The sequence below is a fragment of the Saccharibacillus sp. CPCC 101409 genome (assembly GCF_030518235.1).
Classification (GTDB): Bacteria; Bacillota; Bacilli; order Paenibacillales; family Paenibacillaceae; genus Saccharibacillus.
The window spans coordinates 1-16,147 of record NZ_JAULSA010000017.1; the positions used below are offsets into that span (position 1 = coordinate 1).

General features: G+C 59.9%; 11 protein-coding genes. 6 read left to right on the plus strand and 5 right to left on the minus strand.

Translation table 11 applies throughout. The features are described from left to right. Positions 1 to 168: 168 nt before the first annotated feature. Together QWJ34_RS23215 and QWJ34_RS23220 are read right to left on the minus strand one after the other, a co-directional pair. Positions 169 to 2,562, minus strand: coding sequence for a UvrD-helicase domain-containing protein (locus QWJ34_RS23215; RefSeq protein ID WP_302731488.1), 2,394 nt, complete (start codon positions 2,560 to 2,562; stop codon positions 169 to 171). 351 nt (positions 2,563 to 2,913) lie between these two features. Further along, positions 2,914 to 3,432 carry an antibiotic biosynthesis monooxygenase family protein gene (locus QWJ34_RS23220; RefSeq protein WP_302731489.1) on the minus strand — a complete coding sequence of 173 codons (519 nt, stop codon included), beginning with the start codon at positions 3,430 to 3,432 and terminating at the stop codon, positions 2,914 to 2,916. 344 nt (positions 3,433 to 3,776) lie between these two features. Between QWJ34_RS23220 and QWJ34_RS23225 the strand changes: the two genes are divergently transcribed. Then, complete coding sequence (locus tag QWJ34_RS23225) at positions 3,777 to 5,468, plus strand: methyl-accepting chemotaxis protein (protein WP_302731490.1); 1,692 nt, start codon at positions 3,777 to 3,779, stop codon at positions 5,466 to 5,468. A gap of 416 nt (positions 5,469 to 5,884) precedes the next feature. Here QWJ34_RS23225 and QWJ34_RS23230 read toward each other — a convergent pair whose 3' ends face one another. Continuing rightward, positions 5,885 to 7,171, minus strand: coding sequence for a response regulator (locus QWJ34_RS23230; RefSeq protein WP_302731491.1), 1,287 nt, complete (start codon positions 7,169 to 7,171; stop codon positions 5,885 to 5,887). Between the two features lie 227 nt (positions 7,172 to 7,398). Beyond that, the gene (locus QWJ34_RS23235) at positions 7,399 to 9,315 is read right to left on the minus strand and encodes a cache domain-containing sensor histidine kinase (protein WP_302731492.1); all 1,917 of its coding nucleotides are present in this window, start codon (positions 9,313 to 9,315) and stop codon (positions 7,399 to 7,401) included. A gap of 185 nt (positions 9,316 to 9,500) precedes the next feature. Here QWJ34_RS23235 and QWJ34_RS23240 point away from each other — a divergent pair, with 185 nt between their 5' ends. The 5 genes from QWJ34_RS23240 to QWJ34_RS23260 all read left to right on the plus strand — a co-directional run bounded on the left by QWJ34_RS23240 (position 9,501) and on the right by QWJ34_RS23260 (position 15,034). Further along, entirely contained in the window at positions 9,501 to 10,361 is an 861-nt protein-coding gene (locus QWJ34_RS23240; protein WP_302731534.1) for a carbohydrate ABC transporter permease, read from the plus strand. Next, positions 10,362 to 11,201 (plus strand): carbohydrate ABC transporter permease, encoded by an 840-nt coding sequence (locus tag QWJ34_RS23245; protein ID WP_302731493.1) that lies wholly within the window; start codon positions 10,362 to 10,364, stop codon positions 11,199 to 11,201. A gap of 182 nt (positions 11,202 to 11,383) precedes the next feature. Then, a complete protein-coding gene (locus QWJ34_RS23250; RefSeq protein WP_302731494.1) occupies positions 11,384 to 12,739 on the plus strand; it encodes an ABC transporter substrate-binding protein in 1,356 nt (451 codons plus the stop codon). Between the two features lie 445 nt (positions 12,740 to 13,184). Next, positions 13,185 to 14,414 (plus strand): GTP-binding protein, encoded by a 1,230-nt coding sequence (locus QWJ34_RS23255; protein ID WP_302731495.1) that lies wholly within the window; start codon positions 13,185 to 13,187, stop codon positions 14,412 to 14,414. Positions 14,415 to 14,551: 137 nt separating this feature from the next. Next, positions 14,552 to 15,034 (plus strand): SRPBCC family protein, encoded by a 483-nt coding sequence (locus QWJ34_RS23260; RefSeq protein WP_302731496.1) that lies wholly within the window; start codon positions 14,552 to 14,554, stop codon positions 15,032 to 15,034. Between the two features lie 540 nt (positions 15,035 to 15,574). Here the strand turns inward: QWJ34_RS23260 and QWJ34_RS23265 are convergent. Beyond that, positions 15,575 to 16,066, minus strand: a complete 492-nt coding sequence (locus QWJ34_RS23265; protein ID WP_302731497.1) for a hypothetical protein — start codon at positions 16,064 to 16,066, stop codon at positions 15,575 to 15,577. Positions 16,067 to 16,147: the final 81 nt, after the last annotated feature.

Below are 16,147 nucleotides of genomic sequence, written 5' to 3' on the forward strand. Positions count from 1 at the left end.
GAGCGTAACCTTACCTTCATCTGGGACAAAGTACTAGGTTGACATCCAATCGTTTCTCGACACTCTGAAGGGATTTCTCTTAACTGAGAAATCCCTTTCTTTTTTATAAAATCCTGCGGCAATCTTACAACATTAGATTGCCGCAGGGTTTTTAATTGAAATTTATGCCTACACCGGCACATCCTTGCGGCCCTTTTTCATCGGCGAGCCGCACAGCGGGCAGGGCTTGTGCGCGGCCTGCATGTCTTTGCTGTGCATGATGCGCGTCCAGGCGACGCAGCCTGGGCTGCCGCACAGCCACGCGGGCACGCTCTGCGTGCGCTGCGGCTGCGCGGCGCCGCCCGAACCCGCCCCGGCGGCGCCCGCGCCCGAAGCCGCGCCGCCGGAAGAGCCGGTCCGGCCGAAGGTCCGGACCTTGCCGAAGCGGCCCGGATCGGGGCCGCTTCGGCGCGCGCCGTACTCCGCGCGCGAGGCCGCGTCGGACGCGGACGTATCCTGTCCGAACGCGGACAGGAGAAAGCGCGACACCGCTGCCTTCTTGCCGCGCAGCGCGGCGGGCGAACTGATAAACAATTCTTCCTTCGCCCGGGTCACGGCGACATAAGCCAGCCGGCGCTCTTCTTCGAGCGCCTCCAGATAGCCGGCTTCGCCTTCCGCGCCGACGCGCGTATCGCGCAGCGAATCGGCGCCGAGCGCGGAGGAATGCGGCAGCGTGCCTTCGGACGCGCCGATCAGGAACACGGCCGGGAATTCCAGGCCCTTGGACTTGTGGATGGTCATCAGGGCGACCCGGCTGCCCTGGGCCTGCGATTTGACGGCGGCGGTCTGCCGGTTCTTCAGCAGCATGTCGTCGACGAAGGCGAGGAACGCGGCGATGGAATCGAAGCGCCCGGCGGACGTTTCGAGTTCGTCGAGCATTTCTTTGAGCATCTCGCGGTGCGAGGTCTGTTCGCTGTGCTCGCCCGCCTGGATATAGGCGTCGTAGAAGCTCTGGCGGATCTGCGTGACGGCCGCCGCGGGCACGAGGCCTTTGAGCGAGCGGATGACTTCCAGCCGCTGGCGGATCTTATCGAGCTGAAATTCTTTCAGCCCCGGCAGCGTCAGCAGATGGACGAGCGGCCCTTTCTTGGGCCGGCCCGCGTCCGTTTCGCGGATATGGGTCATGCCTTTGTCGCGGTTGATATACAGCGTCGGCAGCACGCTCTGCATCGCGTCGAAATCGCGCCGGTTGATCGACAGGCGCAGATGGTCGAGCACCGGCTTGACCAGCCAGTGCTCGTACAGCAGCCGGCCGTCGCCGTAGTCGATATGCGGAATATCCCGCATAACGAGCTGCTCCAGCACCGCGCGGTTGCTGCTCGACGAGCGGTACAGCACGGCGAAGTCGCCGTAGCCGCGCCTTTGCGAAGAGACTTCGCGCTGGATGAAGTCGACGATTTCTTTGGCTTCGTCGTCCGCCGAAGCGGGGCGGAGATACACCGGCTGCGGAGCGCCGCCGCGCGACGCGCGCAGCGTCTTGGCGCGGCGCTGCTTGTTGTGCCGGATCACTTCGTTGCCCAGGCCGACGATCGCCGGCACGGAGCGGTAGTTGATATCGAGCGTGACGACGCGCGCCCGCGGATACAGCCGCTCGAATTCGAGGATGAATTCGCTGCGCGCGCCGTTGAACGAATAGATGGTCTGGTCGTCGTCGCCGACCACCATCAGGTTGTTTCGCGGCGCGGCGATCATTTTGACGACTTCGTACTGCAGCAGGTTCGTATCCTGGAATTCGTCGACCATCAGATGGGTAAAGCGGCGGCGCAGCCGCTCCAGCAGTTCGGGCCGCTGCTTGAGCAGCGCGTGCGCGCCGGTCAGCACGTCGTCGAAATCGATGCGGCCGGTTTCTTCTTTCCACGCTTCGTAGCGCAGCAGAATCCGCTTCATCTGGCGGTCGGCGTCGCTTTTTTCCGGAAGCTGCCGCGCGGTCATCAGGTTGACCTTGTACGAAGAAAGCAGCGCCAGCAGATTCTCGGGCGGATAAGCGTCCTGCATGCCCAGTTCGCGCATGATCTGCTGAAGCTGGATATGCTGGCGCCGCGTGTCGCCGAAGATTTCTTTCTGTCCGCCCTGGCTAAACAGCAGCCACAGGCAGAACGAGTGGAACGTGCGCGCCTGGATGCGTCCGGCTTCGTATGGGTCGATGCCCGGCAGCGCCGCGATCCGCTCGCGCATCTCCGCCGCCGCTTTGCTGGAGAAGGTGAGCAGCAGGATGCCCGACGGATCGGCGCCGCGCACATTCAGCAGGTAGCCGGTGCGGCACACCAGCGTACTCGTTTTGCCCGAGCCGGCTCCGGCAAGCGTGAGCAGCGGGCCTTCCGTGCAGCGCACCGCTTCGGTCTGCGCCGCGTTCAGCGAGATGCCGGCCTCGGCGAGCGCGCGAAAATAACCGGTTTCCCGCGCGTCCGCGCTCCGGTTTCCGGCTTCCCGCTTCGCCTGAGCCACTTCCGCTTTCGGCACCTTTGCCGCGGTGGAAGCCCCGAACGGTTTGTTTTCAAATCTGGATGTCGTCGCCTTGTTCACTGCTCGTTCCCCTCATTCCCGTTCTCGCCCGCAGCCGATGCTCCTTAAGCCCGCCCGGCGGCTTATTCCGTTTGCTTCCATCCGTTTCGTCCGAATTCCGATTCTATAAATGTAGCACGAGCCCTTTGCGAGCGTCAAAGGAATCGGCTGGTTTCGCGCGTTTTTTTCCGGGATTGCGAAGCTGCGCCTTACAGAAAAAAAGCCGCTCTTCGCTCCCGGAGGAGGAAAAGCGGCTTTCGGCCGTATGAAGCTGTGCTTGCGCGCGGTCCTGCCTTTCTGTCTACCGCGTTCACGCTTGCCGTCCGGCTCAAGCTTCCCGCAGTCCGTCCTTTTTGCGCAGCGGATAACGGCTCAGCACTTGCCCGCCTGGCCCGGATCCGGCGGCGTCACGCGGTAGACGGTTACGAAGGAAGGACGGGTGAAGATTTCCGGACGCTGCTGCGTCAGCCCTTCCGACGACTCGCGTTTCTTGTGGGCGTGGTTGTAAGCTTCGGAGCTCTGCCAGCTCTTGAAGCTGTCTTCGTCTTTCCAGACGGTCAGGATGACATACGTGTCGCCCTGCAGCGGACGCAGCACACGGATTCCGGCAAAGCCCGGCATCTCCTCCACCCGGCGCGCGCGGCCCAGGAAGCGCTCTTCAAAAGCTTCCCGGCCCCCTTCGCCGACAGGAATATTGTTCATCACCGCGCAGCCTCCGGCCAGCGATCCCGAACTGTCGATCACCTGGTAAGCGGAGCGCGAGTCGATCGAAGTATCGGGCGGCGACACCGCTTCGAACAGATACAGCGTTTCGTCCTCGCCGCTCAGCGTATGGATGTTATCGAGCTGCGGGTCTTCCGGCAGCGTTCCGTGAAAAAGATACACAAACATGAAAATCGACCTGCCTTTTCGTCAAATTTCCCCTCTCTACCTTATACCCGCCGGCACGGAAGCGGACGCGCAGGGAAGGCGGGTTTGCGCAGAATGGAGCATGGAACGGCTTTTTTCGAAAAGGGTTTTGGAAAAAGAAAGGAGTTTGTTTCAAATTTTAAATATGAGTCCAAATAACTATGTGCCACAAGCCGGACAGTCACCTAAAGAACCGATGCGAAGGCGGAATAAAGACCTATCTTTTCGAAAGGAAGGGTCGGGCGATAACCGCACCTGCAGTCGGGTCCGGCGCATCGCCGCTATACCGGGAGAACAAATACATATGAGCGGGAGCTAACCAACGGATGAAGATGAATATCGGCAAAAAATTGTACACGGGTTTCGCGGGAGTACTGCTGATTACGCTGTTTCTGGCTTCGTTCAGCTTCTACGAGGTCGAGCGGGTGCACCGGAATTACGCGGGACTGATCGATAACGGAGTCGAAGAAATCCAGGCGATCGCGCAGATGAAATACGAAGCGACGGCCCAGGCCAAAAACCTGCGCGGCTACCTGATTACGGGAAACGAAGAGCATGTCCGGTCGTTCGAGCGCAATACGGAAGACCTGTTCGTACAGATGGACAAGCTCGAAGTCATGCTCGCAGATGCGCAGTCGCAGGCGCTGCTGGCCGAGATCGCGACGCTTGAAGACCGGTACGGTCAAGTGGGCGCGCGTCTGATCGAAATGAAGCAGGCGGGAGACCTGGCCGGTTATACGCGCGTGGTCGAAGAAGAATGCGTGCCGCTGGCCGACGCGCTGGCCGAACGCTCGCAGCAGCTTGAGAATGCGCAGCGCACGCAGCTCGACGCTTCGGTGGCGACGACCGCGGCCGACGTCCGGCATATCGAAACGGTGATCGTCGCGCTGGTGGCGGCCGGATTGGTGCTCGGCGCGGCGATCGCGTACCTGATCGGCCGTCAGATCGCGCGTCCGGTCTCGCTGATCTCCGCCGAGGCCCAGCGGATCGCTTCCGGCGACCTGACGGGAGCCGATCTTTCGGTGGACAACCGCGACGAGATCGGGGAGATGGCGGCGGCGTTCAATACGATGAAAAACAATCTGCGCGGCCTGATCGTCAAGATCGGCGGCAGTTCGCAGCAGGTCGCCGGCGCTTCGGGTTCGCTGCTCAAGCATTCGGAGCAGGCGGCGGAAGCGGCGGATCATGTGACGGCGGCAATCGCCAGCGTGGCGCAGGGCGCGGAACGCCAGATGGCCGGCATGGACGAGAACAAGCTGGCGCTCGAAGACGGAGGCGATCATCTGCGCCGCGTGGCCGATACGACGCAGGAGATGTCGCAGGCGTCGCGGACGGCGCTCGCAGGCGCGCGGGAAGGCTCGAAGCTGATCGACGAAGCGATGCGCCGGATGCGCCAGGCCCGGGAAACGGTCGGCCTGTCGGCCTCGGCGATCCGCGAACTGGAGCAGGAATCGCGGCAGATCGCCCAGATCGTGCAGCTGATCGGCGGCATCGCCGGACAGACCAATCTGCTGGCGCTAAACGCTTCGATCGAAGCGGCGAGAGCGGGCGAGCACGGCCGCGGCTTCGGCGTCGTCGCCGAAGAAGTCAAGAAACTGGCGGACCAGTCGGCTTCCGCTACGGCCGAGGTCGAGGCGCTGATCGGCGGCATTCTCGACAGAATGCGCGGCGCGGTATCCGCGATGGAAGCCGGGTCGCTTGAGGTCGACGCCGGGGAGCAGACGGCGACGCTGGCCGGCGAGTCGTTCTACCGCATCTACGATTCGCTGGAGCGGATCAACGGCGGCATGCAGGACGCGGCTTCGTCCGTCGAGCAGGTCTCGGCGGGCATGCAACAGACGCTCAGCTCGGAGCGCGATATGAACGAACTGTCGCGCGATATCTCGTCGCGCTCGCAGAGCGTCGCCGCCGCTTCGCAGCAGCAGCTCGCTTCCATGCAGGAAGTATCGGCGTCCGCCGAAGTGCTGAGCCGGCTGTCGCAGGAACTGCGCGGCGAGATCGGGCAGTTCCGGGTGTGAGGCGAAAAGGAACTTGGCTTCACGCCCGAGTTTTGTCGGGCAGTGCTGAAAATATGTGCATTTAGGCAGCATTTTCAGCGAAAAAAGAAGGCTCGCGGCGAAATGTTGACTTTTTGATCGTATTTCGCAGGAAAATCGGCTTTTTTGGCGATTTTCTTGTAAAAATGTGTGCATTTAGTCAGCATTTTAGCTCATTCTCCGGATTTCTTCGCTAAATGATGCCCTAATATCAACATTTCCTTTTTTATCGTACAGGGCGTTTCTTCAAATTTCGAAGAGCGCAGACTTGAAGACATGCCCTAACGGTCCTCGCCGGTTTGAACGGCAGGATCGCTTTCAAGCGAGGCCGGCCGGAATCGGACTTATCCGCTTTCCCGCTTTCCCGTCTGCCCGCCCGTCGATCTGGGCGGGCTTTTTCACGTGCCGATCGCTTTGTCCGCCCGGCGGAATTCGTTCGGGGTTTGCCCGGTCGCTTTCTTGAAGACGCGGCTGAAATATTTCTCGTCCTGGTAGCCGACCAGTTCGGCGATGCGGACGACGCGCAGCTCGGAGTCGAGCAGAAGGCGCTTGGCGCGGTCCAGGCGCACGTCGGCCAGATAGTCGAATACGTTCAGGCCGAATTCGCGCTTGAAGCGGCGCGAGATATACTCGCGGCTCAGGAAGAAGCGCTCCGCAAGCCCTTGGAGCGTGACTTCCTCCCGGTAATGATCGCGCACATAGGCCGCGATCTGTTCCATCGGCCCCGGCCCGCCGCCGTCGACCCGGGAATTCTCTTCGAACCGGTGCACGAACCGGTCCGCGGCGGGCGGGTCCGGGCGGCGCAGCGCTTCCTCCGCCTGCAAATAGGAAGCGCGCAGCCCTTCGGCCAGCCCGTCCGCGCAGCCGCCCAGCCCGATATGCAGCGGCTCGCCGAGCACGCCTTCGAAACCGTCGTTCATGCGCTCCAGCTTCTCCGCGGCGTGCGCGGCGCCGCTCCAGAAGAAGATCGCCACCTCGCGTTCGCGGCCCGAGCTGCGGAAAGCGTAGCCTTCGCGGCCGCGGCCCAGCACTTCGTTGGCGACATTCGCCAGCGTGAAGAACAGCAGCTCGGGCCGGCTGCCGTATTTGCGCCACAGCGGCGAGTCTTCGCCGCCTATGCCCAGTACGGCGCTGCGGACGACCGTCGTCTCCGCCGGCGTCCCGAGACCGAATTCGCCGGCCAGCTCGCGGGCCGCCGTTTCCCTCGCCGCCGGACCGCCGAGCAGATCGGAGCAAAGCTTGTCCCGGTACACCGGCTTGAACCGGTTGACTTCCATCGCCTGGGCCAGCAGCTTGCGCCGGTTTTCTTCGCCGACGCGCCAGCTTTCGACCGCCCGGGCGAACGATTCGTTGAGCTGATCGGGATCGATCGGCTTGAGCAGGTAATCCATGCCGCCGTAGCGCAGCGTCTGCCGGGCAAAGGAGAAGTCGCCGTGTCCGCTGATGACCAGCGTTTTGGTATCGGGCGCGCTGCGGCTGATCCACTCCAGCAGATCGAGCCCGCCCCCGGCCGGCATAATCATATCGGTCAAGACGATCTGCGGCGCATGGCGCTCGATCAGGGCGATCGCTTCGCTTCCGTTCGCCGCTTCGAGCACCTCCGCCGGCTCGTAGCGATCCCAGTCGATCAGCAGGCGGATCGCTTCGCGTACATGCGTTTCGTCGTCCACGATCAGCACTTTCATACATATATCCTCCTTGAGCCGGCTTCCGCCGGCTTGTTTGATGCGGGGCTCTATTGACTTGTCTCAATCTAAGCGAGACAAGCTCTAGTACCTTGTCAACACTAAAGGTAGGAATACGCTCCCCTGAGATTCGTACCTGAAGCGTGTACGAAGTCTCCGACGGAATCGCACCTAAAGCGTGTGCGTTTCAGGAAAACGTAAACCTGTGATTAAGAGTTGAAAGGGTACTAAGGCCGCCGGTTCTCTTCCGTCCACAGCGGAATCCGCAGCGTAACCTGGAGCCCGCCTTCGAGCGAACGGTTGAGAAATACCGCGGCCGAGTCGCCGAAGTACAGCCGGAGCCGGTCGCCCACGCTGCGCAGCCCGATATGCGGCGAATCGGTTTCCTGCCCGAATACGAGCGGCCGGTCGAGCAGCGCTTGAAGTTCCCGCCGCTTGGCCGGTTCGATGCCCGGGCCGTTGTCGGCGACGATGACGATCAGCTCGCGGCGACCCCGGCGTTCGTCCGCTTCGCCGCGCGTTTGCGCGCCGGCTTCGTTTTGCGCCCGCCCCGGTTCTTCGCCCGCGCCGCCCGCCGCCGCTTCGCTATCCCGCACAAAAGCCCGAATCCGCAGCACGCCCGCGCGGTCCGGCGCTTCGCCGGCGTGTTTGAAATAATTTTCCGCCAGCGGCTGCAGAATCATCCTCGGCACCGGGATGCTGCGCGTCTGCGGTTCGATCTCCAGCGTAAAGTGAAAGCTGCCGCGAAAGCGGTGCTTCTGCAAACCCAGATAATCCTGCACGTATTCGATCTCCCGGTTCAGCGGAACGAACGCATCCCCGCCGTGCATGCTGTAGTGCATCATCCGGCCGAGCGAAGAGATAAGGCCGTAGACCTCGCGATCGCCTTTCTTGAGCGCGAGCGTGGCGATCGACTGCAGCGCGTTGTTGAGAAAATGCGGATTGACCTGCGCTTCGAGCGTCCGGAGCTGGTTGGTCTTGTTCATGATCTCCAGTCGATACTGGCGCAGGATGGAATCGTTCAGCTGCCGCACCATGCCTTCGAACCGCCGCGACAGCACGCCGAATTCGTCGGTTCGCGCCGTCTCCAGCTCCAGCGGCATGCCGCCCGATTCCACCTGCTCCATGCCGCGGATCAGCTTCTTGATCGGCCGCGTGAACTTGAGCGAGATCCAGGCCGTCGCCAGCGCGACCACCAGCAGCGACAGGATGCCGACCGCGGCGTTCAGCAGCAGAATCTGCCGCTCCCGGCGGTACAGCGTGTCGGTGCCGACCTTCTTGACGATGATCCAATCGGCGAGCGGACTGCGGACCTTTTCGTAAAAAAGGATCGAATCTTCGCCGGAATTCCCGACCCGGCCGTGCGCGTAATAACCGGAATCCCTGCCCGAGCCGAGCACCTGGTCGAGACCGTCGAGGTCCGGTTTCTCCCCGAGCAGGTCCGACGGTCCCACGATCAGCCGGCCGGAGCCGTCCACGATATACACCTGCTCGCCCGCGGACGCCAACCGTTCGGTCAGCGAGCGCAGGAAGCCCAGCCGCACGTCGATCGACAGCAGGCCGGCTTTTTTGTTGCGGGGAATATCGTAAACGATCCGGTTCAGCGTAAACACGTCCACCGACCGGCCGTTCTCCACGGACCGCAGCCGATAGTCGCCCGCCCGGTGGGAGACGCCGGCGAACGACTGCACGCTCCAGCGCCGGTACTCCGGAAGCTGCTCCTGCGCCGCCGGACCGTAGGCTTTGCCGCCGAAATACAGATACGAGTTGCCGCTGAGATCGATATGCAGGAAGACCTGGTAAATGCCGTCCATCGCGTAATACATCCGCCGCAGCGCGCCCATGACGTCCGACCGGTCGAGGCCGGGAGCGTCGCCGTCCGAGCCGGACAGGATAATATCGATCGTTGTGTCGCCGTAGACCGATTCGTCGTAAATTTGCAGCGACAGCTTGTCCAGCGAGTCGAGATAGTTGACGATATTGGTCTGCCCCTGGTACAGCAGGCTGGCGTTGTCTTCGATCGCGCTGCGTTTTACGTTCTCTTTGGTCATGTTGTAAGCGACGAACGCCGACAGCAGGATCGGCAGCGCCGTCGCGAATACCAGAAACAGAATCAGCTTGCCGCGGATCGACTGGCGGAACATGGGGGACTCCTTTCTCGCTCCCGGACAGGCGGGGTCGATATCTTCTTTTTAACCGGTTCCGGTCAATATTGTCCACTTTATTCGTCATTTATTTCCATGTTAACGCTTTCTTTGAGAAATTATAATAGGTCCATATCCTAAAAACAAACGGGAGGTGGAGGATCTTGGCTGGCCGCAAGCGCTGGATGAACCTGCTGATGCAAAGCGTATTTCTCGGTCCCACGCTGCTTTTCTTCATCGTGATCGTCGTGATTCCGTTTTTTCTGGGCATGTACTATTCGTTTACCGATTGGAACGGCGTAGCCGTAACGGTCAACTGGGTGGGCGTGCGCAACTTTGCCGCCATGTTCGGCGATTCGAAATTCTGGGCTTCGTTCGGGTTTACGGTCCGCTTCACCCTGGCCGTCGTCATCCTGACCAATGTGATCGGCCTGATGCTCGCGCTGCTGCTGGTCAACCCGCTGAAGATGCGCAATCTGCTGCGGACGCTGTTTTTTATCCCCAACGTGATCGGCGGGCTGCTGCTCGGCTTTATCTGGCAGTTCATCTTTATCCGGGGATTCGCGGCGGTGGGCAAAGCGACGGGGATCGGCTTTTTCAACCTCGAATGGCTCGGAACGGAAGCGACCGGATTCTGGGGCATCGTGATCGTATTCGTCTGGCAGGCCGCGGGCTATATGATGATTATCTATATCGCCGGCCTCATTAACGTAGACCGTTCGCTGCTGGAAGCGGCGGATATCGACGGAGCGGGCTACGGGCAGAAGCTGCGGTTTATCACGTTTCCGCTCATTATGCCGGCCGTCACGGTTTGTTTGTTCCTGTCCATGTCGCACGCGTTCAAGATGTTCGATCTCAACTTGTCGCTGACGCACGGCGGGCCGTTCGGCTCGACGGAATCGCTGGCGCTCAATATCTACACCGAAGCGTTCACCAACAGCAACTACGGACTCGGCACGGCCAAAGCGCTGCTGTTCTTCGTGATCGTGGCCGCCGTCTCGTCGCTTCAGGTCTGGTTTACGAAAAGGATGGAGGTGCAGTCGTAGGTGGAAACGTCCCGCAATTATTCCTGGCGCACGCTGGTTCTCGAAATCTTGGCGGGCCTGCTGGCGCTGCTGTTCCTGGTTCCTTTCTACTTCGTCATCGTCAATTCGCTCAAGAAGTTTGCGGACATTCTCAAAAACTCGGCCTCGCTGCCCAAAGAAGCCACGTTCGACAACTTTACAAGAGCCTGGACCATCCTGGACTTCCCGAGGGCGTTCACCAATTCGCTTGTGATTACCATTCTGGCCAACGTGTTTCTGGCGCTGTTCTGCTCGATGGCCGCGTACCGGCTGGTCCGGTTTCCGAGCCGCTTCAACAATATCGTGTTCATGATCTTCGTCGCGGCGATGGTCATTCCGTTCCAGTCGATCATGATTCCGCTGGTGCGGGTCGCGGCCAACCTGAATCTGACGGGCAATCTGCCCGGATTGATTATCTGCTACCTCGGCTTCGGCGCTTCGCTGACCATCTTCCTGTTTCACGGCTTCGTCAAATCGGTGCCGTACGAGATCGAAGAAGCGGGCATCGTCGACGGCTGCTCGCCGTTCAGCGTATTCTTCCGGATCGTGCTGCCGCTGCTCAAGCCGATGGTCGTCACGGTGTTCATCCTGAACACGCTGTGGATCTGGAACGACTTCCTGCTGCCTCTGCTCATCGTCGGCGGGAATCCGAATCTGCGCACGATACCGCTGGCGACCAATTCTTTTTTCTCGCAGTACACCAAGCAGTGGGACCTTGCGCTGGCCGGGCTGCTGATGGGCATTACGCCGATCATCATCTTCTTCCTGGCGCTCCAGAAGCACATTATCGCGGGCATCGCGGCCGGGGCGGTCAAAGGCTGATCGGAAGCGGGGCGGCGAAAAGCGGGGGCAAGCATCGAATACTCCTATTGTAAACGCTTACTGAAAAGTTGGGAAGACAGGCGGCATCAAAGAAACAACCCATAGAAAAACCTGGCGAATTCTTATCGGAAGTCCGGTATTTTGCTGCACATTTGTTATACACAAAAAGGGAGGTTGTACGAATGAAAAAAACGAGTTTTCTTACGCTGGCGCTGCTGCTGATGATCTCGCTGCTGGCGGCCTGCGGAGGCGGGGGCGGCATGCCGAATCCGGAAACGACGGGCACGGGCGGTACCGGCACGACGACGGGAACGGGCAGCACGGACACCGACAGCGGCGGAGACACGGATGCCGACGCGCCGGCCTCGAACGTGACGCTCAAGATGTTCCAGTTCAAAGTCGAAATCGCGGACGCGATGGAGAAACTGCTGGCCGAGTATAAAAAAGAAACCGGCGTGACGATCACGATCGAAACGGTCGGCGGCGGGGCGGACTACGGCGCGGCGTTGAAAGCCAAATTCGCTTCGGGCGACGAACCGGATATTTTCAACAACGGCGGCTTCAACGAAGCGCAGCTCTGGAAAGACCGGATGGAAGACCTGTCCGACCAGCCGTGGGTAGCGGACTTGAGCGACAACGTGAAAGACCCGATGACGATGGACGGCAAGCTCTACGGCCTGCCGATGAACATCGAAGGATACGGCTTCCTGTACAACAAAGCGCTGTTCGAGCAGGCCGGCATCACGGAAATTCCGACCACGCTCACCGCGCTGCGCGAAGCGGCCCAGAAGCTCAAAGACGCGGGCATCACGCCGTTCGAGAACGGCTACCAGGAATGGTGGGTCATCGGGCAGCATCTGGTCAACGACGCTTACGCCAAGCAGGAAGACCCGGACCAGTTCGTCGCGGACTGGCGGGCGGGCAAGATCTCGATCGTCGACAACGCGGTGTTCAACGACTGGATCAACCTGGTCGATCTGACGATGGAATTCAGCAACGACCGTCCGCTGACGACCGACTACAACACGCAGATGACCGAATTCGCGTCCGGCATGGCGGCGATGACGCAGCAGGGCAACTGGACGCAGGTTCAGATCGACGGAATCGACCCCGAACTTCAAGTCGGCGTCCTGCCGATGCCGATCAACGACGACGAAGCGCTGAACGACAATATCTTCGTCGGCGTACCGAACAACTGGGTCGTCAACAAGAATTCGGCCAACAAGGAAGAAGCGAAGAAATTCCTCAACTGGATGGTGACTTCCGAAACGGGCAAAAAGTACACCGTCGAAGAATTCAAATTCATCCCGGCGCTCAAAACGATCACGTACGAACCGGACCAGCTCGGCACGATCGCGGCCGGCATCCAGGAATACGTACAGGCCGACAAAACGCTCGGCTGGCAGTGGCCTAAGCTGCCGGACGGCACTTCCCAGGAATTCGGCGCCCTGATGCAAGCCTACGTGGCGAAGAAGATCACGAAGGAAGAGCTGTTCAAGCAGATGGACGAGACGGTATTGAAGTTGGCGAAGAAGTAAGGAGGCAGACGCGCAGGCGCCTCGCCGCTCGGATCAAAGACCGAATGAAGCAGCCGTTTTCGCGGGCAGAGATGCCTGCGGGAGCGGCTTTTATTTAGCACCGATAGGATATATTTGAATCAATTCTGCAGGAAGCCAGGAACCGATTAAGCTTTGTCGTGAAAAAAGCAGCCTGATCGATTTTTTCAAGGCTTCTCCTTTGCGCGATACGGAACTGGAACGAAGTCTGGAATAAACATGGTTTGGATTAAGAACTGAATAACAAACAACCGCCGGGACTTGACTATCCTGTGCGATTTTTTGATATATGCCTATTTAGTAGCCGGCTTCTCCCTATATAAGTTTCGCTCGTTGACAATTCCTTCCCGGAAGGATTAAGATAACAACAAAATAAATCGTAATAATTACGATTAAACATTTATCCGAAAGCGAGCGTGAATCGAAAATGAATTCATCCACTCAACAAACAGGCGCTAACCCAGCAGACCGGCGCATCCCGGTCACCGTGCTCAGCGGCTATCTCGGCTCCGGCAAAACGACGCTGCTCAATCACGTGCTGAACAACCGCGAAGGACTTCGGGTGGCCGTGATCGTTAACGATATGAGCGAAGTGAATATCGACGCGGATCTGGTGCGCGAAGGCGGGGGACTGTCGCGGATCGACGAAAAGCTGGTGGAGATGTCCAACGGCTGCATCTGCTGCACGCTGCGGGAAGACCTGCTGATGGAAGTAGAACGATTGGCGAATGACGGCCGGTTCGACTATATCCTGATCGAATCGACGGGGATCGGCGAGCCGGTTCCGGTCGCGCAGACGTTCAGCTACGTGGACGAGGAGAACGGTATCGACCTGACGCGGCTGACCCGGCTCGATACGATGGTTACGGTCGTGAACGCGGCGGAATTCTGGAAGGACTACCGGTCGCGCGAGAGCTTGAACGACCGGGGGCAGGAAGCGGGCGAAGAAGACGAGCGGAGCATCGTCGATCTGCTGATCGAACAGGTCGAATTCTGCGATGTGCTGATCCTGAACAAATGCGATCTCGTCGAGCCGGAAGAACTGGATCGGCTGGAACAGGTGCTGCGCAGCCTCCAGCCGACGGCGAAGTTTATCCGTTCGGTCAAAGGGCGGGTCGATCCGAGCGAAATCCTGAATACCGGCCGGTTCGACTTCGAACGGGCGAGCGCTTCGGCCGGCTGGATTCTGGAGCTGTCGAAAGAGGAGCATACGCCGGAGACCGAGGAGTACGGGATCAATTGCTTCGTGTATAAAAGGAAGATTCCCTTCCACCCGGAACGCTTCGGCCGCTGGCTGTCGCGCTGGCCGGAAGCGGTCGTGCGTTCCAAAGGCATCGTCTGGATGGCGTTCGACAACCGCAAAGCCTACTCGTTCAGCCAGGCCGGCAGCTCGAAGGAATTTACCAGCGCCGGACTATGGGTATCCGCGCTGACGCCGGAAGAACGGGACTTTTATTTCAGCGAGGGAGAGCCGATCGAGAACTCCCCGGACTGGGACGAAACGTGGGGCGACCGGGTGACCAAGCTGGTGTTTATCGGGATCGGGATGGACCGGGAAGCGATCGAAGCATCGCTGGACGCGGCTTTGCTGACGCCGGAGGAGCTGGAGCGGGACTGGAAAACGTTCCCGAATCCGTTTAAGCCGGTGATGTCTTAGTATTGGAGCGACCTTATCGGCCCGACCCGTTTGCGCAGCTTCGACGTCCGCTTTTTCAATATCGGCATCCCGTTGTTCAATCTCCCTGCCGGGTGTTAATGAAGAGAAGGACATTCAACGTGCGGGGAGCGAGAGCCATGAACGGATACCGATTCGTCAGCGACTGGATGCTGGAAACGGACGCGGAAGAGCTATGGAAACTGATCGAGGAACCCGAGCGCGCGGATTGGTGGCGGGGCTGTTCGATCTGCAAAGTGAAAGCCGGCCCCGGCGGCGACGGGATCGGCGACGAATACCTGACGGTAATCCGCACGCGGATGCTGTACAAGCTGTCTTTTACCGCGCGGATCGTGGACAAATGCCGTCCGCAGCGCATCGAACTGCGCGCCGACGGGCATCTCGAAGGACGCGGCCTGCTGGAGTTCGAGCAGATCGGCGCCTGTACCCGCGTCCGCTATACGTGGGAAGTGCGGACGAAGAAGCGGTGGATGAATCTCTGGGCGCCTTTTTTTCGTCCGGCGTTCGTATGGAACCACAACCGCGTCATGGCCGACTGTATCGAGGGGCTGACGCGGCGGCTCGGAGTGCGGCTGGTGCAGGCGGGCGCGGCGGAGATTTAGCGGGCGAATCGGATGAACCGCCCCGACCGATTACCGCAGTTTGCGCAGGTTACACTGCTTAAATGTCAACGTAGAGCGATAAATTTCGCCGATAGCAGAGTTACGTTGACGATTGAGCAATGTAGAGAGCGAAATGGCGCTCATTCAGACGTTAAATCGCTTCTACGTTGCTTTTTCGGCAGCGTAGGTTTGTGCGGGACGGCAAAGTGCCTTCTACGTTGACGAAAAAGCAGCGTGGCTTCCATACAACACCGCCGCCGCTCGCCAAAATTCAAAGGCCCGGAAACGCAAAAGAACAAATTCAAAAACTAGCAAACGCAAAGACGCACCCGTTCAGCACGGATGCGTCTTTTTAAATCCCGATAGTTTGTTTTTTTTGAATTTTGCGCCGCTGCGGATCGGCGGCTTTCCGCTCAACCGCCGTCCGCTCCTTCGCCATGCCGCTCGTTCGCCATGCCGCTCCTTCGCCATGCCGCTCGTTCGCCATGCCGCTCGTTCGCCATGCCGCTCGTTCGCCATGCCGCTCGTTCGCTATCCCGCTTACTCTCCCGCGATGCTTTTCGCCACAATCTCCGGCAGCTCCGCTTTGTACGCTATGTAGGCTTCTTTGCCGATCCGGCCGCCTTGCAGACGCTCTTCAAGCTGCTGTTCCAGCTCGCGGACTTGCAGCGCGATCAGCTGTTCTTCGCTGCCGCCGCCGAGCACGGCGATTTCGCGCAGCGACAATCCCTCGTACATCAGCTCGTACACATCCTGCTCCGCCGCCGCGCCGAGCGCGTGCAGGAAAGCGTCCGGGCCCGCATGATTATTGTCGGCCGAGGCCGGCGGCGTTTCGCGGTACACGGCTTCCGCTTCGACCCGGCCTCCGCCGAATCCGCTGCCCAGCGTGATGCCGAGCGCAAGCGTGCCGATAATCCAGATGCGTTTCAGGTTGATCTGTTTTTTGGACGGAAGCTCGGGGCTTGAGATCAGGGAGCCAACGGCCGATTCGGTTTTCGCGGGCTTGTTTTTTGCATATTTCAGAGTTTTCATATGAGTTCCTCGCTTTCTCGTTCTTCGTTTACAAATTTTCGACTCGTTCGATTAAAGCCTTTTTGACTCGTCTATGGGTAT

Excerpts from the sequence above, each read along its gene's own strand:
- QWJ34_RS23220 (WP_302731489.1), bottom strand. The coding sequence starts at position 3,432 with ATGTTTGTGTATCTTTTTCACGGAACGCTGCCGGAAGACCCGCAGCTC.
- QWJ34_RS23225 (WP_302731490.1), top strand. The coding sequence starts at position 3,777 with ATGAAGATGAATATCGGCAAAAAATTGTACACGGGTTTCGCGGGAGTA.
- QWJ34_RS23230 (WP_302731491.1), bottom strand. The coding sequence starts at position 7,171 with ATGAAAGTGCTGATCGTGGACGACGAAACGCATGTACGCGAAGCGATC.
- QWJ34_RS23235 (WP_302731492.1), bottom strand. The coding sequence starts at position 9,315 with ATGTTCCGCCAGTCGATCCGCGGCAAGCTGATTCTGTTTCTGGTATTC.
- QWJ34_RS23240 (WP_302731534.1), top strand. The coding sequence starts at position 9,501 with ATGAACCTGCTGATGCAAAGCGTATTTCTCGGTCCCACGCTGCTTTTC.
- QWJ34_RS23250 (WP_302731494.1), top strand. The coding sequence starts at position 11,384 with ATGAAAAAAACGAGTTTTCTTACGCTGGCGCTGCTGCTGATGATCTCG.
- QWJ34_RS23255 (WP_302731495.1), top strand. The coding sequence starts at position 13,185 with ATGAATTCATCCACTCAACAAACAGGCGCTAACCCAGCAGACCGGCGC.
- QWJ34_RS23260 (WP_302731496.1), top strand. The coding sequence starts at position 14,552 with ATGAACGGATACCGATTCGTCAGCGACTGGATGCTGGAAACGGACGCG.
- QWJ34_RS23265 (WP_302731497.1), bottom strand. The coding sequence starts at position 16,066 with ATGAAAACTCTGAAATATGCAAAAAACAAGCCCGCGAAAACCGAATCG.